Origin of the sequence: Actinoplanes missouriensis 431, assembly GCF_000284295.1 — a bacterium.
In the GTDB taxonomy this organism is placed as follows: Bacteria; Actinomycetota; Actinomycetes; order Mycobacteriales; family Micromonosporaceae; genus Actinoplanes; species Actinoplanes missouriensis.
This window is the reverse complement of sequence record NC_017093.1, coordinates 3,087,081-3,106,682: the sequence shown is the minus strand read 5'-3', so window position 1 is coordinate 3,106,682 and position 19,602 is coordinate 3,087,081. Positions and strand designations below refer to the sequence as shown.

Sequence of the window (19,602 nt, the reverse complement as noted above, 5' to 3'; positions counted from 1 at the left end):
GCCGGTTCCGGCAGCTGGCCGAGGATGCCCCGGCGAGATTTACCCAGACCCGGTCGGAAAGCTCTCAGTAAGCCCTGCTCCTCGGAGGCATCTTCGTCCTCAGCGAATGGTGTTTTGCGCCGATTGTGAGGATGACAAACGCTCATCGGGACGTCGGGAGTGGCATGCGACTCGGGGATGTGAGCGTCGGCAAGCGCCTCGGCGCGTCGTATCTGGTCCTCACCGTGCTCCTCTTCGTCTGCGCGGGAACCGGCTGGTGGGGCCTGCAGCAGCAGGCTGCCGCCGAGCAGGATCTCGCCGCGCTGGAACGGGTCCGCGACGACATCCAGACCGTCCAGTACAACGCCGCGGACGTCACCGGCTGGCAGGGGCTGGTGGTCGCCGACGTGGGGGCGTTCGGATACGCCTACGCCACCGGGCCCAAGGGCTTCAACCGGCAGGGCGAGCTGAAGTCCAAGGACACCATCTACGCGGACCTGGACGCCGCGCACACGGCCGACATGACCGCCGCCGAGCAGACCGAGTTCGCCAAGCTCAAGCCGGCCTGGGACGACTTCTTCACCTGGGACGCCACCGTGATGAAGTGGCTCTCCGCCGACAACCAGGCCGGGCTCGCCCAGGCGATGACCAGCATCAACGGCGGGGAGGCGTCGGCCTCGTACAGCAATGTCCTGGACATCGCCGGCAACCTGGCGACCTCGGTGGAAGCCCGGGTCGAGACGCTGCGGACCGAGATCGACGACGTGCACGACACCGCGGTGACCGTGCTCGCCGCCGCTCTCGCGCTGGCCGTCGTCCTGGCGGTGCTGATGGGTGCCTGGGTGACCCGTTCCGTGGTGGGGCCGCTCGCCACGGTGATGACGGCGCTGCGGCGGCTCGCCGACCGGGATCTCACCGCGCGGGCGGACGTCAACCGGCGCGACGAGCTCGGCCGGCTCGGGGACGCCCTCAACGAGACCGCCGAGTCGCTGCGCCAGACGGTCTCCGCGATCGCCGGGCACGCCGGGACGGTCTCGTCGGCGTCGCAGGAGCTGTCCCAGGTGTCCGCGCAGATCGCGCGGGCCAGCGAGGACATGGACGCCCAGGCCGCCGCGGTGGCGTCCTCGGCCGGCAACGTCTCCGGCAATGTGCACACGCTGCAGGCGGGCAGCTCGGAGATGACCCAGGCGATCGACGAGATCGCCCGCAACGCCGGCGAGGCCGCCCGGGTCGCCGGCGAGGCGGTCAGCGTGGTCGATCAGACCAACCGCACGGTGAGCAAGCTCAGCGACTCCTCCGCCGAGATCGGCAACGCGGTCGCCATGATCACCGCGATCGCCGAACAGACCAACCTGCTGGCGCTCAACGCCACCATCGAGGCCGCCCGCGCCGGCGAGCTCGGCAAGGGCTTCGCCGTGGTGGCCGGCGAGGTCAAGGAGCTGTCCCAGGAGACGGCCCGGGCGACCGACGAGATCGCCCGGCTGGTCAAGGCGATCCAGACCGACTCCTCCCACGCGGCGGGTGCGATCAACGAGATCGGCGAGGTGGTGGCCCGGATCAGCGACTTCCAGACGCTGATCGCGGCGGCGGTCGAGGAGCAGACCGCGACCACCAGCGAGATGGGCCGCAACGTCACCGAGGTGGCCGACAGCAGCGCCGACATCGCCACCAACATCGCCGGCGTGGCCACCGCCGTGGGCGCCACCACGGCGATCGCCGGCCGGGCCCGGGAGAACGCCGACGGCCTGGCCCGGACCAGCACCGAGCTGCGCGAGCTCGTCGCGAAGTTCACGCTCTGAACCGGCCCGGCCCGGCCCGCGGCCATGGGCGGACGCCGGTGTCAGCCGGCGTACGCCACGGCGACGTCCAGGATCCAGGTCACGCCGAACCGGTCGGTGAGCATCCCGAAGCCGGGCGCCCACGCCGACGGGCCGTACTTCTCGATGATCTCGGCGCCGTCGGCGAGCCGGTCCCAGAGCACGCCGATCTCCTCGGCCGTCTCGCCGCGGACCGAGACGAAGAACCGTTCGCCGGTCAGCGTCATGCCGTGCTCGCGGGTGGTGGCGGCCGCCTCGGGCGCGGCGGGAGCCTGATCGGGCACGTCGTACGCCATGATCCGGAATCCGTTGTCGGCCGTGACCTGGCCGAAGACGACCCTGTCCGCGCCGGGCAGGTCCTTCGGCATGCCGAAGTCACCGTAGGCGACGACGGTGAGGTGACCGCCGAACACCGACTGGTAGAACTCCAGCGCCGCCCGGGCGTCGCCCCGGAAGTTCAGGTGGGTGGTGGTCATGATGGCCATGGTGTGCTCCTTGATGACGGTTGACAACGGAGCCAGACTCGCAGCGGTAGGTGACAGCATGTGGCACCTACTCCAGGCAGAATCGGGTTCATGCCGAAAACCTCCGCGCGGCTCCTGGCGCTGCTGTCGCTGCTGCAGACCCGCCGGGACTGGTCCGGCGCCGTGCTCGCCGACCGCCTCGGCGTCAGCCTGCGGACCGTGCGGCGCGACGTCGATCGGCTGCGTGAGCTCGGCTATCCCATCGACGCGGTCAAAGGTCCGGAGGGCGGTTACCGGCTCGGCGCCGGGACCGAACTGCCGCCGCTGCTCTTCGACGACGAGCAGGCCGTCGCGCTCACGGTCGCCCTGCAGATCGCCGCGTCCACGCCGGACAGCGGTCTCGCCGAGGCCGCCGGGAGGGCGCTGACCACGCTGCGCCAGGTGCTGCCCTCCCGGCTCCGGCACCGGGTCGAGGCCCTCGACGTCACCGCCGTCGAGCGTCCCGGCGCCCGGCCCGCCGATCCCGTCGACGGCGACGTGCTGCTGGCCGTCAGCGCGGCCGTGCGTGCCCGCGAGATCCTGCGCTTCGACTACGGCACCGGTGACACCCGACGTGCCGAACCGCACCACGTCGCCACCAGGGGAGGACGGTGGTACCTCGTCGCCTGGGATCTCGACCGCGCCGGCTGGCGGACCTTCCGCGTCGACCGGATGAGTCTGCGCACCCCCAACGGGCCACGATTCATCAGGCGTACGGTGCCGGGGGGCGACGTGGCCGCGTACCTGATCGGGGTTTTCCGGGGTGCCACCGACGTCGCGGGAAGCTGGCCCTGTCAGGGGACGGTGATCCTCGACCTGCCGGCGTCCACCGTGGCCCGGTACACCCGGGACGGCGTCGTCGAGCAGATCTCCCCCGGTCGCTGCCGGCTCACGCTCGGGTCCTGGTCGTGGCCGAGCCTTGCCGCGACGATCGCCCGCTACGACGCCGACATCGAGGTGGTCGGGCCCGAGGAGCTCAGCGCGGCCTTCGTACGCCTGGCCCGCCGCTTCAACCGGATGGCCGCGCAGGGCACCGGTGGCAACTAGCACGCGCAAGCTATAGTGAGGCCGGCGGAAGGGAGACAAGAGTCGATGAGCGAGACCGTGCGGCGCCGGGTCACCGCTGCCGACATCGCCCAGGCGGCCGGGGTGTCGCGCGCGACCGTGGGGTTCGTGCTGAACAACACTCCCGGTCAGACGATCTCCGAGGGCACGAAGGCCCGGGTCCTGGCCGAGGCGGCCCGGCTCGGCTACCGTCCGCACCGCGCGGCACAGACGCTGGCCCGCGGGCGCAGCCGGATCGTGCTGTTCGTCCTGCCGGACTGGCCGCTGCAGCACAACATGCGGCGGTACCTCGACGAGGCGGCCCACGTCCTCGACGAGGCCGGGTTCTCGCTCGTGGCCTACACCCGGCATCTCGGTGACCGCAGCCGTCCGCTCTGGGAGTCGCTCGACCCGGATGTGGTCGTCGGTTTCACCGCGTTCGACGAGGAGACCGTGGCCTCGCTGCGGGCCAGCGGCATCACCAAGATCTTCCCCGATCCGGACGGATCCCCCGAGCCGCTCGGCGTCACCGCGGGAACGGCCCTGCAGGTGCGGCACCTGCACGACGCCGGGCACCGCCGGCTCGCGTTCGCCGGCGTCGCCGACCTCCGGCTGGCGGCGCTCAACCACGACCGGCTCACCACCGCCCGGCAGGCCGCCCGGCGGCTCGGGATCGCCGACATCCCGGCCCGTGCCGTCGATCATCGGGACGGCACCGCGGCGCAGGCGGTCCGCGAGTGGCGCGACGCCGGCATCACCGCGGTCGTGGCCTACAACGACGACATCGCCGCGACGGTGGCCGCCGCCGCGATCCGGGCCGGGCTGTCCGTGCCCGGTGACCTCGCCGTCGCCGGCCACGACGACAGCCCGATGGCCGCGCTGTTCGTGCCGTCGCTGACCAGCGTCCGGATGAACACCGCCGGGCTCGGCCGCTACGTCGCGCTCGAGGCGCTGCACCTGGCGGACGGGCGTCCGCGCCCCACCGAGGGCGCGGACGTCGAGGTCACGCTTGTCGCCCGCGAGTCGACCGAGGCGCCGGCCGGCTGACGCGGGCGGTCGTCATGCCGGGTGGACCACCTGCGCCAGGTGACGGTTCACGGCAGTCACCGCACGCTCCAGGGCCTGCGCGAAGGTGTCGCGGCGGAACGGCACCAGATCATCCAGGCGGTCCGAGTCGGTGTACCACTGGCCGTGGAAGTTGCGGGTGGCGAACCAGTTGCGGTCGTACCAGGTGCGGACGTCCTTCACGCCGAGCGCGGCGCTGATGGCGGTCTGCAGCTGCCAGTTCGTCAGCTGCCAGCCCTCCCCTCCGCCGATGTTGTAGACGCCGCCCCAGAACTCGTCGGGGACGCCCTCCTCGCAGATGCCGGCCATCAGCCGGGCGGCGTCCTCGGCCGACACCCACTCCATCACGCCGGCGAACGGCGAGTGGGTCATGATCGCGTCACGGATCCGCAGCATGCCGGGGTGGAAGATGCCGGTCTGGCGTACCCACGCCCACCTCGGCAGACCGGAGTCGACGAGCAGCCGTTCGGCGATGATCTTCGTCTGGCCGTACTCGTCGAAATGCGAGACGCGCAGCGGGTCGCCGACGCGGCCCCAGTGCACCGGCGGATTGCGGTCACCGGTCTCGGCGACCGAGCCGACCATGACCACCGCGGTGGCGCCCGGGTCGGGCTGCGCCCGCACGGCGTCGATGATGTTGCGCGCGCTCCCGACGTTGACCTGGTGCGCCAGCTCGGGGTGGTCGTCGGCGTACGGGGACACGACCGCGCCGACGTGCAGCACATAGTCGGCGCCGCGCACGCACCTCTCCACTGTCGGATAGTCGGTGAGGTCGCCGTGAACGACCTCCAGGTTGGGCATCCCGGCGAGTTCGGCGGCGGCCGCGCGGTCGCCGGGCAGCACCAGCGCGACCACCCGGAACCGGTCGGCGCGGGCGGCGAACTCGGCCAGGATGCGGCGTCCCCAGTTGCCTGTCGCGCCGGTCAGGAGCACCCGCTTCATCGGGCCGCCCGGGTGGCTTCGATGAGCTGGTCGAGGGCAGCCTGAGGCATGGCGCCGCCGAGGAAGCCGGCGAACTGGCGCATCGGCATCGACTCCACCATCCGCAGCTGATCCTGCTGCTGCTCGGCCTGGGCCTGCTGGCCGGGAGTCATCCCGGCGGCGATCCCCTGCAGGAGAGCGGGCCCGGCGACGGGGTGCTCGAACCACTCCTTGACCGTGGAGTCCATCGACAGGTCCGGGACGATCACATCGCCGGTCAGCGTGATGCTCTGCTCCGCGACGACGCTCGCGGCGTTCTCCCCGACCTGGACGTGGTACTCGCCCGGCGCGACCACCCACCGGCCGTACTCGATGTCCCAGTAGGCGAAGGAGCGACGGTCCAGGGCGAGCTCCACCGTGCGCTGCTCCCCCGGTTCCAGGCGGATCTTGGTGAAGGCGCGCAGCTCCCGGACCGGCCGGCGGACCGGGCCCGCGCCGGTGGCGACGTAGACCTGGACCACGTGCCGGCCGGCCCGGACGCCCGTGTTGGCGACGGTGACGCTCACCGTGGCGGTGTCATCGCCGGTGACGTCGACGGACAGGTCACGGGTCTCGAACGTGGTGTACGACAGGCCGTGGCCGAACGGGTACCGCACCGGCGCCTGCGCGGTCGTGTGATGCCGGTAGCCGACCATGACGCCTTCGCCGTAGCGGACGTGACCCTGCTCGCCGGGGAAGTTGTGGAAGGCCGGGGTGTCCTGCAGGCGTACCGGGATGGTCTCGGCGAGGTGCCCGGACGGGTTGGCGGCGCCGTAGAGCAGGTCGGCGATCGCGCCGCCGCCGGCCTGGCCGAGCAGGAAACCCTCCAGAACGGCGTCGACCTGATCGTGCCAGCCCTCCAGGCTGACGACGCCGCCGTTGGCGAGGACCACGACGGTGCGGCGGGCCGCGGCGGCGACCGCGCGGATCACGTCGACCTGCTCGGCGGGCAGCTCCAGATGCTCCCGGTCGAAGCCCTCCGATTCCGCGCTGTCCGGCAGCCCGGCGAAGATGACGGCGACATCGGTGGCGGCGGCCGCCGCGACGGCGTCCTCGACAGCGAATCCGGGCACGTGCCGCACCGTGCGGGCAACCGCGGCGATCGCGCCGAGGGGCGTGTCGACCCGGGTCGGCGTGATCCGGGAGCTGCCGCTGCCCTGGTAGCGGGGCTCGGCGGCGAACGTGCCGATGACCGCCACGCTTGCCGCCGCATCCAGTGGCAGCACCTCGTTCTCGTTCCTCAGGAGCACGGCGCATTCGGCGGCGAGGTCGCGGGCCAGGGCGTGATGGGCGTCCGGATCGAACGCGGCGCCGGCCGCCGGGTGCTGCTCGATCAGAGCGAGGATCCGGCGTACGGCGTCGTCGAGCACCGCCTCCTCGAGGACGCCCGAGCGGACCGCCTCGACGATCTGCGCGTCGGTGCCGCCGTCGGTGCCGGGCATCTCCAGGTCCAGGCCGGCGACCAGCGCGGCGACCCGGTCGCTGACCGCACCCCAGTCCGAGACGACGGCCCCGGTGAAACGCCACTCGTCGCGCAGCAGGTCGGTGAGCAGCCATCGGTTCTGGGACGCGTACACCCCGTTGATCTTGTTGTAGGACGCCATCACGGTGGCCGGCTGCGCTTCGGTCACCACCTTCTCGAACGCGGGCAGGTAGATCTCGCGCAGTGTCCGCTCGTCCACGTCGGCGCTGACGCGCATCCGGTCGGTCTCCTGGTTGTTGGCCGCGAAGTGCTTGACCGACGCGCCCACGCCCTCGGCCTGCTGGGCGCGCACCTGCGCGACCCCCAGGACCCCGGACAGGTACGGGTCCTCGGAGTAGTACTCGAAGTTGCGGCCGCACAGCGGCGACCGTTTGATGTTGACGCCCGGCCCGAGCAGCACCGCGACACCCAGCGCCCGGGCCTCACGGCCGATCGCCTGCCCGACGCGGGCCGCGACGCCGGGATCCCAGGAGGAACCCACCGCGACGGCCGGCGGGAAGCAGGTGGCGGGCTCGGCCCGGTGCAGCCCGAGATGGTCGGCGGCGCCGGCCTGGCGGCGCACGCCGTGCGGACCGTCGGTCAGCACGATCCCGGGGATCCCGGCGTCCTCGATCGGCGTGGTCGACCAGAAGTCGCGGCCGGACAGCAAAGAGGCCTTCTGCTCCAGGGTGAGCGCGGTGACGTCGATCATCGGGTGGATCCTTCCGGGGTGAGCGTGGCGCGCAGGTCGTCCTCGAGCCCGGTCATCACGCCGGGGATGTACTGCAGGACGACGGCCAGCGACATGGCGGCCGCCTCGGGGGCGTTGCCGTCGATCGGGATGCCGGGCAGGTGCTTGGCGAAGACCGCGGTGACGGCCGGCCAGACCACCGGGTCGCCGGCGAGGGTCTTCAGCGGCGTGTCCATGGTGTATTCCGGGCGGGCGCCGTGGCCCTCCGGCAGCGGGTAGCGCCAGGCGTGGTCGCCGGGGCCGGCCTGCTCGACGGCAGCAGCCGGGTGAAGTGGCAGCACCACCGTCGCCTCGGCCCCGGCGGGGACGGTCACCTCGACGGCCATCTCGCCGCCGTCGATCCGCCAGGAGACCGCGACCCGCCCGCGAACGGTGTCGTGCGCCGCCGAGGCGTGGGTGATGCCGCCGCCGGGCTGCGGGGCGATCCGGATCCGCTGCCAGCCGGGCGCGGTGCGCTGCAGTCCGCCGACCACCCGGTGCAGCCAGTCGGCGACGGCGCCGAGCGCGTAGTGGTTGAGCGACGTCATGCCGGTGGCGTTGAGGGTCCCGTCGGGCAGGACCGCGTCCCACCGCTCCCAGATCGTGGTGGCTCCCCGGGTGACCGGGTAGAGGAACGACGGGCACGCGGTCTCGGTGAGCACCAGGTACGCCTCGTCGAGATGCCCGGTGGCCGACAGCGCGTCGGTGAGCAGCGGGGTGCCGGCGAACCCGGTGGAGATCCGGTATCCGCTCTGCGCGACCAGTTCGGCCAGCCGATTCCCCGCCTTCGCCAGCTGGTCGTCGTCGAGGATCCCGAACGTGACGGCGAGGGCGTACGCGGTGGCGGACTCGTTGACGATCCGGCCCGCATCGGTGACGTACTCCCGGCGGAACGCGGCACGGACCCGGTCGGCCAGCGCGGAGAAGTGCGCCGCGTCGGCGTCCCGCCCGAGCACGGCGGCGGCCTGCGCCATCTCGCGGGTGGTCCGGCACAGGTACGCCGCGGCGACCAGATGCCGATCGGTCTTGCCGCCGGCCGGGTTGTCGGCGGGAGCGTCCGGGTCGAGCCAGTCGCCGTACTGGAAGCCGGTGCTCCACAGGCCGTGGTCGTCGAGCAGCGCCTCCACCTGGCGGATGAACGCGGCCATCGAGTCGTAGCTCGCCGCGAGGATCCGCTCGTCGCCGTACTCCTGGTAGAGAAGCCACGGCACGCTGACCGCGGCGTCGCTCCACAGCGCGGTCGGCGGGGACGGGTTCGGCAGCACGTCCGGCACCACCCACGGCACGTTGCCGGTGGCGGTCTGCTCGGCGGCGAGGTCGGCGAGCCAGGACCCGAGCACGCCGCGGACGTCGTAGAGGTAGGCGGCGGTGGGGGCGAACGCGTTGAGGTCGCCGGTCCAGCCGAGTCGTTCGTCGCGTTGCGGGCAGTCGGTGGGCACGCCGACGAAGTTGTCACGCATCGACCACACGGTGTTGGCGTGCAGCTTGGTGACCAGCTCGTGCGAGCAGTCGAACCAGCCGGTACGGGTCATCGCGCTGTGCACCACCACGGCGCGGATCGCGTCGGCGGCGGGCTCGCCGGGCCAGCCGGTGATCTCGGCGTACCGGAAACCGTGGAAGGTGAACCGCGGCTCCCACGTCTCCGGTTCGCCGTCGCCGCGCAGGATGTAGGTGTCGGTGGCCCGCGCCGTCCGGTTGGTCTCGGTCTCCAGTTCCCCGGCCGGGGTGAGCATCTCGGCGTGCCGGATCACGACGGTGTCGCCGGCGGCGCCGCTGACCGTGATCCGCACCCAGCCGGAGATGTTCTGCCCGAAGTCGACGATCGCCGCGCCGGAGGCGCTGGTGCGGATCTCCACCGGGGCCAGTTCCTCGATCCGGGCGATCGGCGGCGCGATCGGCTCGCGGAGGGCGTCGAGGTTCCAGGCGAACGGGTGCGCGGGCGTCCAGTCGCTGTCGTCGAACCCGTACCGGTTCCAGCCGGCCGGGTCGAGCCGGGCGTCGTACGTCTCGCCGTCGTACAGGCTGTTGGCCCGCACCGCGCCGGAACCGACCCGGAAAGCCGGGTCCGTGCCGATCGTCTCGCACCGGTCGCCGTAGTCGAGTTCGAGCCGCAGGTACAGGGCGGGCCGGTCGCTGTAGTGGGCGCGCTTGTTCTCCCAGCCCAGCCGGCCGACCGCCCACCCCTCGCCGACGATCGCACCGAGCGCGTTGCCGCCGGTGGCGACCAGGTCGGTGACGTCGTGGGCGCGGACGTCGAGGTGGTGCCGGTAGGAGGTCCAGCCGGGGCTGAGCACGTCGTCGCCGACGCGGACCCCGTTGAGGTACGGCTCGACGATGCCGAGCGCGGTGACGTGCAGGGTGGCGCGGCGCAGCCCGCGGGCCACCGCGAACTCCCTGCGGAAGTAGACAGCGGGGTCTCCCGCGTCCGCCGGGGTGGCGGCGCTGATGAACGACACGGTGGAGCCTTTCCTCATTTGACGGACTTGATGCGCAGGACCACCAGGCCACCGAGAACGGTGCAGACGGCGGCGACCACGTACAGCAGGGTGTAGTTCTTCTCGCCGTCGCCCGTGCCGATCGCCAGGAAGATCGGGGCGACGAACGGACCGGCGGCCTGCGGGATGGAGGTGGCGAACCCGGTGATGGCCAGGAACCGCCCGGCGTCGGTGTCCCGTTCCGGCAACACGTCGAGCAGCAGCGCCTGGTCGACGGCGGCGAACCCGCCGATGCCCAGCGAACAGATCAGCGAGCCGGCGAAGAGCAGCGGCGTGCTGGGGGCGACGGCCATCAGCACCGCGCCGAGGCCGAAGACGACACCGGAGGCGAGGACGAACGGCCGCCGCCGATGCAACCGGTCGGACAGGAAGCCGCCGCCGATCGCCCCGGCCGCGGTCGCCAGCACGCCGGCGCCGCCGAGGGCCGCGATCAACCCGGCCACCTCCTCGACCGTGACGCCGAGACGGGCGGCGAAGAAGAAGGCGGTGAACGTGGTGTTCAGGGCGAGGCCGAAGTAGAACAGGAACCGGCCGAGCCAGTTCCACGAGTAGTCCGGGTGGACGCGCGGGTCGTACAGGAATTTGGCGCCGAGGGTTTTGAGGGTGAGGCGGTCACCGAGCTCCAGGCCGCGGCTGTCGCGCTCCCCCACGACGATCACGAAGATCGCCACCAGCACCGCGCCGATCAGGCCGGGGACCAGGAAGAGGAGCAGGTTCTGACCGGCCAGCCCACCGGCCAGGACCACACCGAAAACCGGGCCGATCTGCTGGGCGAAACCGCCGAGCCCGGCGACCTTGCCACGCTGCTCCTCGGGCAGCCGGTCCGCTGTCGAGTTCAGCAGATTGCCCAGCACCTGGCCCCAGCCGAGCTGGGCGAGGATCCACCCGAAGCCGAGCACCAGGACGCTGGGCGCGAGCGCCATCACCACCAGCGAGATCAGCCCGAGGACGGTGCCGCCGATCATCCAGGGCCGGCGCCGGCCGAGCCGGGTACGCGTCCGGTCGCTGAGAACCCCGAGGAACGGGGCGGTGACCATGACGGCCAGAGCCCCGCTGCCGGTGATGTAGCCCAGGTATTCCTCACGGCCCGGGGCGAGCTCGCCGACCCGGATCGCCAGCGAGATGGCGAGCGGCGTGATGAAGGCGACGAAGACGCCGAACTGAGCGGCGACGATCAGCGAGATGTAGGTGTTGCTCACTTTCTGTCCGGCCGGGCCGGGTGCGGGTAGCGGCGGCTGATCGCCGGCGGTGAGCGTCATGGGGCCTCCGTCGCAGACGGGAAGAAGAGGTCACTAGCGCGCACTAGTTTCGAGGATGTTAAACACCGACTACTAGCGCGCGCAAGGTCTTGCGACCAGCGAGCGTTAGCACGCTGATCAATTCGGGTATGCCGTCCGTCGCGACCTGTTGACCGTCCACATCCCGACCGGAGGGCCAACGACCTTGAGCAGCACCGGCACCGCCCGCCGCCCGAGCCTCACCCGGCGCGACACCACGTCCCAGGAGTTCATGGACGACCCCGGCTGCGACCTCGACCGGCTGGAACGCACCTATCGGCAGTTCAGCACCGTGAACCGGCTCGTCTCGGGCTGGCGGCGCGTCTACCGGCAGTGGATCCGCCCGCGCCTGGACCCGGACCGCCCCGCCACGCTGCTGGACATCGGCTTCGGCGGCGGGGACATCTCCCGCGCCCTCACCGCGTGGGCCGCCCGCGACGGGCTCGCGCTGCGGATCACCGCCATCGACCCCGACGAGCGCGCGCTGCGGCACGTCCACCGGCGCCCGGCGGCCGGGGTCCGCTTCGAGCAGGCGTCCAGCGCGGACCTGGTGGCCCGCGGCGACCGCTACGACCTGGTGATCTCCAACCACCTGCTGCACCACCTGGACCCGGACGCGCTCGCCGCCCTGCTGGCCGACAGCCGGGCGCTGTCCCGGCAGTTGGTCGTCCACAACGACCTGTCGCGGGGCCGCGCCGGCTACGGCTTCTACGCCGCCGTCACCCTGCCGTTCGCCCGGCGGTCCTTCATCCACCAGGACGGCCTGCTCTCCATCCGCCGCAGCTACCGGCGGTCCGAGTTGCAGGCGGTGGTCCCGCCCGGCTGGCAGGTCCGGACGATGGTCCCGCAGCGTCTCCTGCTCACCCACGAAAGCCCCCGCCGATGACCCGGACCCTGACCACCGCCGCCACCGTGAGTTATCTGTGCAACGCCGCCTTCGGCGCCGCCGTCGCGGTGGGCGCAGTCGACAACCGCCGCTTGCGCTGGGTTCACCATGCCCTGTACGTGGTGACCTCCTCCCTGACCACCGCGGCGCTCGTGGCGAGCGCCGCCGAACGCCGGCCGGCCTGCCTCGCGCTGCTGCCCGTGACCGTCCCGCTCGCCGCCCTGCCCTACGCCGGCGGCCGGATCCGCCGGCACGCTTCCGTCGCCGGGTCGGCCGCACCGGCGTACGCCATCGCCCTTGTTCTTGCTTGGAGGAATCGCTGATGGAGTTTCTCGATGTGGTGCGCCGCCGCCGGACCACCAACGGCGCGTTCCTGCCCGACCCGGTCTCCGAGGAGCACCAGCGACTCCTCATGGAGGTCGCCGGCCGCGCGCCGTCGCAGCTCAACAGCCAACCGTGGCGATTCGTGATCGTCGAGGAACGCCCGACCATCGAGGCGATCGCGCGGATCAGCGGCGAGAGCATGACCGAGGCGATGTCCAACGGCACGTTCTTCGAGCGCTACAAGCCCTATTTCCGGTTCAGCAAGGAGGAGATGGAACGCCGCCGCGACGGCATGCTCTTCGACCGGCTGCCCGCGCCGCTGCGCCCGTTCACCAGTCAGGTGTTCACCGCCCGGGGTCAGAAGCTGATGAACGCCATGCGCGTCCCGCAGAGCCTCGGCGAGGAGAACCGCAAACTGGTGGCCGGTTCCCCGCTGCTGCTCGGCGTCATGCTCGACCGCTCCGAATACCGGCCCGGCGAATTGTCGTCCTTCTACTCCGTGTTCAGCATGGGCGCGGCCATGGAGAACCTCTGGCTCACCACCGTCGAACTCGGCATGGGCATCCAGTTCGTCTCCTTCCCGATGGAGGTCCCCGGACGCTGGGACGAGATCGTGCGCCTGCTGGAGGTCCCCGACGACCTGGAGTTGATGGCCGTCTACCGCCTCGGATACCTGCCCCAGGAACAGCGCCGGCCGCCCATCGACTGGACGAGCGAGCAGCGCAAACTGCCCTCCCAATACGTTTTCCGAGGCACCTGCGCCACCCCGCAGAAAGGCTGGGATCAGGGGTACGGGCACAGAACCGCCCCGGGGTCGTAAGCCGATCGCGTGCGGTGACCCCCCTCGGAGCCGGCTACTCGTCGTCGTAGATCTCGCGGATCTCCTGCTCGATCGCCGCGATGGTCGGCAACGCGGGATGCGGGCGCATTCTCATGTTCTGCTGCGCCACAGCGACGATCCGCCCGACAGCGCTGCGCGCCTCCTCATGCAGCCCGGTGGTCGTCAGGCGCTTGATGGTCGAGCCGTTCAGCACCAGCTCGACCTCGACGGTGCCGTCACGGACCCACGCCTCGCCCGTGGCGTCGCCCACGGCGCCATAGCGCAGCAGGGCGACCAGATCCGGCGAACCGCTCGTCTGCCACCAATCACGCCACCCGCGGTCGCTGTTGAGGATCTCGGAGACCGCGTCGAGCGCTTCCTCCACGGCGTCCGGGGGCGGGCCGCCCATCTCGTACCCGAAACTGACGGAGAACCAGGGCGATTCGTGCTCGGTGATGGTGCGTCATCCCTTCAGCAGGCCGCTCAGCTCGCGGCGACTTCGGACCCCGAGTTTCTGGTACGCGTGGGACAGGTGCGACCCGACCGTCCGCGGCGAGACCTGCAGCTGTGCGGCGATCTCGCTGTTGCGCAGGCCTCGCGCGGCCAGCTCGACGATCGTCCGCTGCTGCGGGCTGAGGCGGCTCAGGCCTTCGGGCGCGTCGATCGGCCCGCCGGAGGCCTGCAACTCGGCGCGGGCGATGTCGGCCAGCGCCGTGGCGCCGAACTGCTCCAGCGCGTGCAACGCGACGGTCAGCTGCTCGCGGGCGTCGACCGGCCGGCGTTGCCGGCGCAGCCAGCCGCCGTAGTGCAGCCTCGCCAGCGCGCGGTCGAGGGCCCAGGTCTCGCCGGCCGGATCGTCGAGGGACCGCCGGAAGTGCTCCTCGGCCTGATCGCCGCCGATCAGCTCGGCGCGCACGTGGTCGATGAGCAGCCGCATCCGTACGGTGGGCGGAACGTCGTACGCGGGAAGCACCCGCGCGGCGTCGGCGCTCCGGTCGGCGCGGGGCGCGATCACGGTGAGCCCGAGCAGGGCATGGCCGCCGCTGTCGGGGTACAGGGTGCGGCCGTCCGGTCCGAACAGTCGCCGATAGTGCTGGTACGCGGCCGCGTAGTCGCCCTCGGTGAACGCCGCCACCCCGACCGTCATCGACAGGTAGTAGTGCAGGCGACGGTTCTCGTGCAGGTAGGCCCGGGCCCACGGCGGCTCGGTGAGGGCGGTGGCCCGGGTGACGTCGTCACGCAACGCGGCGATCAGCGAGCCGACGGCATCGATCTCGAGTTCCAGCAGCGGCAGGTCACAGGTCGCGCAGACCTGCCGTACCTCGGCGATCAACGCGAGCGCCTCGGGATAGCGTCCCTGGTCACCGAGCCCCATCAGCAGTGGCAGCCACATCTCCGGGAAGCTGACGATGGTGCCGCGCTCCCGCATCGCGGCGAGTGCCTGCTCGCGTAGCCGCACGGCGGCACGGGCGTCACCGGCGGCGTCGGCCAGGTACGCGAGTGTCAGCGCCCGCCCGGTCGGGTCCTCCCCCGGTTCCGGCTCCGGGACGGGAGCGGCCGGCCAGGGACGGTACGGGTCGAGGGTGACCGCGATGGCCCGGCGCACCAGCACGCCGGCGGCGGTCGCCGGCGGGTCGAGCCGCCGCATCAGGTCCGCCAGTGTGGCCCGGTGCTCGGGAAGCGCGGAGATCTGGGCGATCTGCGCGGCCGTCGAGACGATCAGCAGGGTGTCCACGGCGGCCGCGGGCAGGCGGCGTACCCCGTCCAGAAGCAGGTCCATGGCCTCGCGCTGGCTGCCGGTGCGGGAGATGGCGAGCGCTGCCGAGCACACCGCGGACGGCGGCGGCGCAGCGGGCTGCTGGGCGAGCAGAGCTGTGTAGAGCTCGTGGACCCAGCTGGTCTGGCCGGTCAGGTTCGCGGCGGCCAGGGCGGCGGCGTAGCGGCGGGCGGCGTCGGCGGGGGTCCGTGACAGTTCCGCGGCGCGTTGCAGCGCGCCGGCCTGCTCGTGGTGACGGCCGGCCTTGCGGGCCTGGTCAGCGACCTGGTCGAGCATCGCGGCGAGGGGCTCGCTGGGCTCGGTGGCCGCGGCGGCCAGGTGAAGGGCGTGTGACGCAGAGCCGGGTGGCAGCGCGGCGGCGAAGCGGCGGTGCAGGTCGGCGCGGTCGGCGGCGGGACAGGAGGTGTACGTGGCGATGGCCGCGAGCGGATCGGCGAAGCGCAGGTCAGCGCCGTGCTGTTCGAGCAGTCCCGAGTCGACGGTGGCGGCCACGTCACCCGGGCCGGCGCCGGCCGCGGTCAGCACCGTGACCGTGTCCTCGTCGCCGAGGCGGGCGCTGACCTGACGGGCCAGCCGCAGAGCCGGCTCGGGCAGGGCGGCGAGCTTTCCCCCGTACCGTTGCCTGATCGTGAAGGTCCTGGTGGACGCCATCCGGAGGATGTCGCTCTCGCCGGGGAACGCGGCGGCCAGTTGGACGATGGCGCGCGGGTTGCCGGCGGCCCGCCGCAGGATCTCCAGGCGGGCGCGGCCCCGCGGCACGGCGGGTTGGCGGGCGAGCAGGGTCGCGGCGTCAGAATCGGTCAGCGGGGGAAGGCTGATGAGCGTCGTGCCGGGCGGCAGCGACGACCCTGAGCGCGCGCCCGCCAGGAGCGTCACGGGCATCCGCGGTTCGGTCATCAGGGCACGGAGCACCGCGGCGGAGAGATCATCGGCGAGGTGCAGATCGTCGACGACCGCCAGGACCGGGGCGGCGGCGAGCAGCAGCGCACGGGCGCCGTCACGCAACGTACCGGGATCCTCGGTCTGCAGGGTCACCGCGGCGGTGGCGGCGGGCCGGTCCCGTTCGGGCAGCCGGGCGAGCAGGCCCCGCAACGGCCGCAGCAGCTGGTGCAGGCCGGCGCCGGGCAGGTCACGTTCGTCGAGGTGGCCGGCGGCGATCAGCACCCGGAACCCGCGGTCCGCGCCGAGCGCGGCGGCCTCGGTGAGCAGCGTCGTCGTTCCGCGGCCGCGCGGCGCCACCACCGCGACCGCCGCGGGAGCGCGCCGAGCCGGATCGAGGGCAGCCGCCAGCTGTCGTCGCTGCTCGACCCGGCCGAGCAGACCGTGTTGCGGCACGTCGCCTCCCTGTGAACGGCGGGAAGGTTACAACGGCGTGATCACGTCGCGCAGCTGACCCCGGCGAGCGATGCCCAGCTTCGGGTAGATCTGATACAGATAGCAGCCGATCGTCCGCGGCGACAGACCGAACCGCTGCGCGATGGCGCGGTTCGACAGCCCCTCGGCGGCCAGCCTGGCGATCAGCTGGTGCTGCGGGGTCAGAGTCTCGAAGGCAGCGGCGCCGGCGGCCTGCGCGCGAACCCCGGTGGCCCGCAGCCGCTCCCTGGCCAGCGCGGCCTCGCGTGCCGCGCCGATCCGCACGAACACGTCGAGCGCTGAGATCAGAAACGGTCGCGCCTCGGACCGCCGGCGCTGGGCACTCAACGCCTGCGCCAGACGCAACTCGGTCACGGCGTACTCGTAGGGCCACTGCGCCCCGGCTGCGGCCAGCGCCTCCCGCAACCGGGATTCCGCCGACGGGTCACCGGTGTGCAGCCGCAGCAGGTCGATCGCCACGTCCCAGGACCACCGCCGCCGCGCGGTCGGATGCCCGGCCCGTTCCCGCGCGGCGAGCAGCAACGCCAGCGCCTGCTCGCCGGTTCCCGCATCGATCGCCAACCCGGCCAGCTCGATCACCGAGCGCTGCGAGAGCAGATAGTGGTCATGCTGAAAAACACCGACCAGATTGGTGTACGCCGTGAGCGCGTCCCCCTCCGACGCGGCGAGCTGGGCCGACGCCCGCAACAGCAGGTACCTGACGAACCGGTTGCCCGCGGCGCCCGGATCGCCCGCCGCCGCCAGCAGAGGGCGGGCCCGTCCCGCGTCACCGCGGCGGATCAGTGACGATGCCCGCTGCGCCAGGATCGCCCGCCGCACCGGGCCGGCCGGGTCACCGCCCACCGTGTCCTCGGCGGCGTCGAGCAGCGTCGCCGCCTCCTCGAACAGACCCATGTCGAACAGCACCTCGCTGGTCGCCACGACCGCGGTGCCGTGCACGCCGATCGAGCCGTCGGCCCGGACCACCGCCAGCGCCCGGCGGTAGTGGTCGATCGCGATCTCGATGTCGTCGGACACCCAGGCCGCCCCGGCGATCGACAGCAGCCGGACCCGTTCGGCGGGGCCGGACAGCGGCTGCAGCAGCGGGGAGAGGCGGAGAGGCCCGTGCTGGGCGGCCCACCCGGCCGGGTCGGCGACGGCCAGGGCCAGCGCCAGGTGCACGTCGACGGTGTCGCCGGCGGCGGGCGGCGCGCCCGGATCGGCAGCCTCGGCGGGCAGCCCGCCCGGATCTGGCGCGGCAGCGATCGGGGTGGCACGGGCGACGAGATTCCGCAGGCGGGCGACGATGGCCGGGTCGCCGTCGGTGAACACGGCCCGCGCCGCCACCGCCAGCATCGCCCGGACCAGGTGACGGTCGTCGAGGCCCGCGGCGAGCAGCCCTTCGACGAGGGTGACGGTCGGGGCGGCGGGCTGCCACATCAGCCGGTTCCCGATCCCGGTGAGGGCGGCCGCCAGCACTGCCGGGTCGTCGGTCAGGTCGGTGACCCGGTTCCACAACTCGTGCGACCAGCGCAGATCGCCGCACCGGTCGGCTTCAGCCGCGGCCCGCCCGTAGAGCCGAGCCGCCTCCCGCGCAGCGGCGCCACCCGCACTCCGCAGCGTCGCGGAACCGTCGGCCCCGGCGTCGCCCGTGCGTCGGGGCACCACGACGCCGCTCGCGCCGGCCTCAGCCGCGCGTCGGGGCACCACGACGCCGCTCGCGCCGGCCTCGCCCGCGCGCCGGGGCACCACGACTCCGCTCGCGCCGGCGTCGGCTGCGCGTTGCAGCAGTGCGGCTGCCTCCAGACCGCGACCGGCGGCCGTGGCCACGCCGGCGGCCCGCTCCAGCGCCCCCGCGGTGATCGCGCCGGTGGAGAGCTGGGCCAGGTGCCAGTCCCGTGCCGGGCTGTCCAGCGGCAGCAGTGCCGCCAGCCGGGCATGCGCGGTGTCGCGTTCGTGCATCGGGGCGGTGAAGTAGCAGACCGCCTCGGCCAGCGGATGCCGGAACGTGAACCGGCCCGCGATGACCGACACCAACCCGGCGTCCTCGGCGGGCCGGAAGTCGGCGAGCCCGGCCCCGGCCGCCCGCAGCACGCTCGCCGCCGCGTCGTCCTGCGCGGCGGCGGCGAACAGCAGCACCGTGCGGGTGCGCGCCGGGAGCCCGGCAAACTCAGGAGCAAAGGTACGGGCCAGCAGGCCGCTCCCCTCGATCCGGAAGTCCGGTCGCCGGCCCTCGTTCACCGCTGCTCCGGCGAGCGTGGTCAGGCCCAGGGGGTTGCCGCCGCCGTACCGCAGAATCGCCGCGCGGACCGGACCGACCGGCACCGACGGCAGCCCGTCGAGCAGCCCGGCCGCGGCAACCGGGCTCAGCGGGGCCACCGCGTGAACCGTCGCGTCCCCGGCGACCGGCTCGAACACGCCCGGCCCCCGCCCGGTGAACATCACCAGCAGACGCTCACCGCGCAGCCGCCGCACCACGAACGCCAGCAGCCCGACGACCGCCGGATCCTGCTCGGGCACGTCATCCACCGCGATCAGCAGCGGACCGGTACGGCACAACGCCGCCACCACCGCCAGCACAGCAAGCCGCAGCGCCACCGACCCGGGCGTTGCCGACTGGGGCGTTGCTGACTGGGGCATTGCCGACTGGGGCGTTGCCGACCCGGGTACCGCTGGGCCGGGCGGCGCGGAGCCGGGTGGCACTCGTTCGCGGGCCAGCCAGCGTTCGAGCGGCTCCCGCAGCTCGGCCGGCGCCTGACCGGCTGCGGCGAGCAGCGCCGACACCGCCGCGTCCGGGGTGCCCGCTGTCTCCATCGTTCGGAAGCCCTCGTGTCGTGCGACCGCGACCGCGCCCGTGATCAGCGCGCTCTTGCCCACACCGGGCTCCCCATGCAGGACCAGCACCCGAGTGCCACCGGCCGCCTCCCGTAGCGCCCGCCTGATCCACCCCTGCTCAGCACCCCTGCCGGCCGGGCAGCCATCACCCGTCTCCGGCTCCACGCCGACGCCTGTCACCGCTGCTCGCACGCCCGCCTCCCCCGCACAACGCTCCCCCGAGCGTCGATCTAAGCGGCCCGGCACGGCGGAACCTAGCCGACCGCCCTGAGACA

Annotated in this window: 14 protein-coding genes; 6 read left to right on the top strand and 8 right to left on the bottom strand. The window is 72.8% G+C overall.

What is annotated here, in order from left to right; genetic code table 11:
• Window positions 1–164 precede the first annotated feature (164 nt).
• On the top strand, window positions 165–1,778 hold the full coding sequence (locus tag AMIS_RS14535; protein WP_041829786.1) for a methyl-accepting chemotaxis protein: 1,614 nt from the start codon (window positions 165–167) through the stop codon (window positions 1,776–1,778).
• 41 nt (window positions 1,779–1,819) lie between these two features.
• Here AMIS_RS14535 and AMIS_RS14530 read toward each other — a convergent pair whose 3' ends face one another.
• Window positions 1,820–2,281: a VOC family protein gene (locus AMIS_RS14530; protein WP_014443066.1), complete on the bottom strand. Its 462-nt coding sequence runs from the start codon at window positions 2,279–2,281 to the stop codon at window positions 1,820–1,822.
• A gap of 90 nt (window positions 2,282–2,371) precedes the next feature.
• Between AMIS_RS14530 and AMIS_RS14525 the strand changes: the two genes are divergently transcribed.
• Both AMIS_RS14525 and AMIS_RS14520 read left to right on the top strand, forming a co-directional pair.
• The gene (locus tag AMIS_RS14525; protein ID WP_014443065.1) at window positions 2,372–3,346 is read left to right on the top strand and encodes a helix-turn-helix transcriptional regulator; all 975 of its coding nucleotides are present in this window, start codon (window positions 2,372–2,374) and stop codon (window positions 3,344–3,346) included.
• Window positions 3,347–3,391: 45 nt separating this feature from the next.
• A complete protein-coding gene (locus tag AMIS_RS14520) occupies window positions 3,392–4,390 on the top strand; it encodes a LacI family DNA-binding transcriptional regulator (protein ID WP_014443064.1) in 999 nt (332 codons plus the stop codon).
• Between the two features lie 12 nt (window positions 4,391–4,402).
• On the opposite strand, the gene AMIS_RS14515 is transcribed toward AMIS_RS14520, so the two are convergent.
• Genes AMIS_RS14515 through AMIS_RS14500 form a run of 4 tightly spaced genes read right to left on the bottom strand, consistent with a single transcriptional unit; the run spans window position 4,403 to window position 11,314 of the window.
• Window positions 4,403–5,350 carry an NAD-dependent epimerase/dehydratase family protein gene (locus tag AMIS_RS14515; protein WP_014443063.1) on the bottom strand — a complete coding sequence of 316 codons (948 nt, stop codon included), beginning with the start codon at window positions 5,348–5,350 and terminating at the stop codon, window positions 4,403–4,405.
• Window positions 5,347–7,542 (bottom strand): beta-glucosidase, encoded by a 2,196-nt coding sequence (locus tag AMIS_RS14510; RefSeq protein WP_014443062.1) that lies wholly within the window; start codon window positions 7,540–7,542, stop codon window positions 5,347–5,349. Before AMIS_RS14510 ends, AMIS_RS14515 begins: the two co-directional genes overlap by 4 nt.
• Window positions 7,539–10,016, bottom strand: coding sequence for a glycoside hydrolase family 78 protein (locus AMIS_RS14505; RefSeq protein ID WP_197538018.1), 2,478 nt, complete (start codon window positions 10,014–10,016; stop codon window positions 7,539–7,541). The genes AMIS_RS14510 and AMIS_RS14505 overlap by 4 nt, the downstream gene beginning before the upstream one ends.
• 14 nt (window positions 10,017–10,030) lie before the next feature.
• Window positions 10,031–11,314 (bottom strand): MFS transporter, encoded by a 1,284-nt coding sequence (locus AMIS_RS14500; protein ID WP_014443060.1) that lies wholly within the window; start codon window positions 11,312–11,314, stop codon window positions 10,031–10,033.
• A gap of 184 nt (window positions 11,315–11,498) precedes the next feature.
• On the opposite strand from AMIS_RS14500, the gene AMIS_RS14495 reads away from it, so the two are divergent.
• From AMIS_RS14495 to AMIS_RS14485, 3 genes are read left to right on the top strand one after another with little or no spacing between them, the layout of a single operon-like run.
• Window positions 11,499–12,218, top strand: coding sequence for a class I SAM-dependent methyltransferase (locus AMIS_RS14495; RefSeq protein WP_014443059.1), 720 nt, complete (start codon window positions 11,499–11,501; stop codon window positions 12,216–12,218).
• A complete protein-coding gene (locus AMIS_RS14490; RefSeq protein WP_014443058.1) occupies window positions 12,215–12,541 on the top strand; it encodes a hypothetical protein in 327 nt (108 codons plus the stop codon). Before AMIS_RS14495 ends, AMIS_RS14490 begins: the two co-directional genes overlap by 4 nt.
• On the top strand, window positions 12,541–13,362 hold the full coding sequence (locus AMIS_RS14485; protein ID WP_014443057.1) for a nitroreductase family protein: 822 nt from the start codon (window positions 12,541–12,543) through the stop codon (window positions 13,360–13,362). The genes AMIS_RS14490 and AMIS_RS14485 overlap by 1 nt, the downstream gene beginning before the upstream one ends.
• A gap of 34 nt (window positions 13,363–13,396) precedes the next feature.
• Here AMIS_RS14485 and AMIS_RS14480 read toward each other — a convergent pair whose 3' ends face one another.
• From AMIS_RS14480 to AMIS_RS14470, 3 genes are read right to left on the bottom strand one after another with little or no spacing between them, the layout of a single operon-like run.
• A complete protein-coding gene (locus AMIS_RS14480; protein ID WP_014443056.1) occupies window positions 13,397–13,771 on the bottom strand; it encodes a hypothetical protein in 375 nt (124 codons plus the stop codon).
• A gap of 54 nt (window positions 13,772–13,825) precedes the next feature.
• Window positions 13,826–16,474, bottom strand: a complete 2,649-nt coding sequence (locus AMIS_RS14475) for a helix-turn-helix transcriptional regulator (protein WP_014443055.1) — start codon at window positions 16,472–16,474, stop codon at window positions 13,826–13,828.
• A gap of 27 nt (window positions 16,475–16,501) precedes the next feature.
• Window positions 16,502–19,519, bottom strand: a complete 3,018-nt coding sequence (locus AMIS_RS14470; protein ID WP_172666591.1) for a helix-turn-helix transcriptional regulator — start codon at window positions 19,517–19,519, stop codon at window positions 16,502–16,504.
• Window positions 19,520–19,602 lie beyond the last annotated feature (83 nt).

What these genes read in the sequence shown, in the direction of transcription:
- AMIS_RS14520 (WP_014443064.1), top strand. Translation starts at nt 3,392, where the DNA reads ATGAGCGAGACCGTGCGGCGCCGGGTCACCGCTGCCGACATCGCCCAG.
- AMIS_RS14530 (WP_014443066.1), bottom strand. Translation starts at nt 2,281, where the DNA reads ATGGCCATCATGACCACCACCCACCTGAACTTCCGGGGCGACGCCCGG.
- AMIS_RS14480 (WP_014443056.1), bottom strand. Translation starts at nt 13,771, where the DNA reads ATGGGCGGCCCGCCCCCGGACGCCGTGGAGGAAGCGCTCGACGCGGTC.
- AMIS_RS14515 (WP_014443063.1), bottom strand. Translation starts at nt 5,350, where the DNA reads ATGAAGCGGGTGCTCCTGACCGGCGCGACAGGCAACTGGGGACGCCGC.
- AMIS_RS14490 (WP_014443058.1), top strand. Translation starts at nt 12,215, where the DNA reads ATGACCCGGACCCTGACCACCGCCGCCACCGTGAGTTATCTGTGCAAC.
- AMIS_RS14510 (WP_014443062.1), bottom strand. Translation starts at nt 7,542, where the DNA reads ATGATCGACGTCACCGCGCTCACCCTGGAGCAGAAGGCCTCTTTGCTG.
- AMIS_RS14525 (WP_014443065.1), top strand. Translation starts at nt 2,372, where the DNA reads ATGCCGAAAACCTCCGCGCGGCTCCTGGCGCTGCTGTCGCTGCTGCAG.
- AMIS_RS14500 (WP_014443060.1), bottom strand. Translation starts at nt 11,314, where the DNA reads ATGACGCTCACCGCCGGCGATCAGCCGCCGCTACCCGCACCCGGCCCG.
- AMIS_RS14485 (WP_014443057.1), top strand. Translation starts at nt 12,541, where the DNA reads ATGGAGTTTCTCGATGTGGTGCGCCGCCGCCGGACCACCAACGGCGCG.
- AMIS_RS14535 (WP_041829786.1), top strand. Translation starts at nt 165, where the DNA reads ATGCGACTCGGGGATGTGAGCGTCGGCAAGCGCCTCGGCGCGTCGTAT.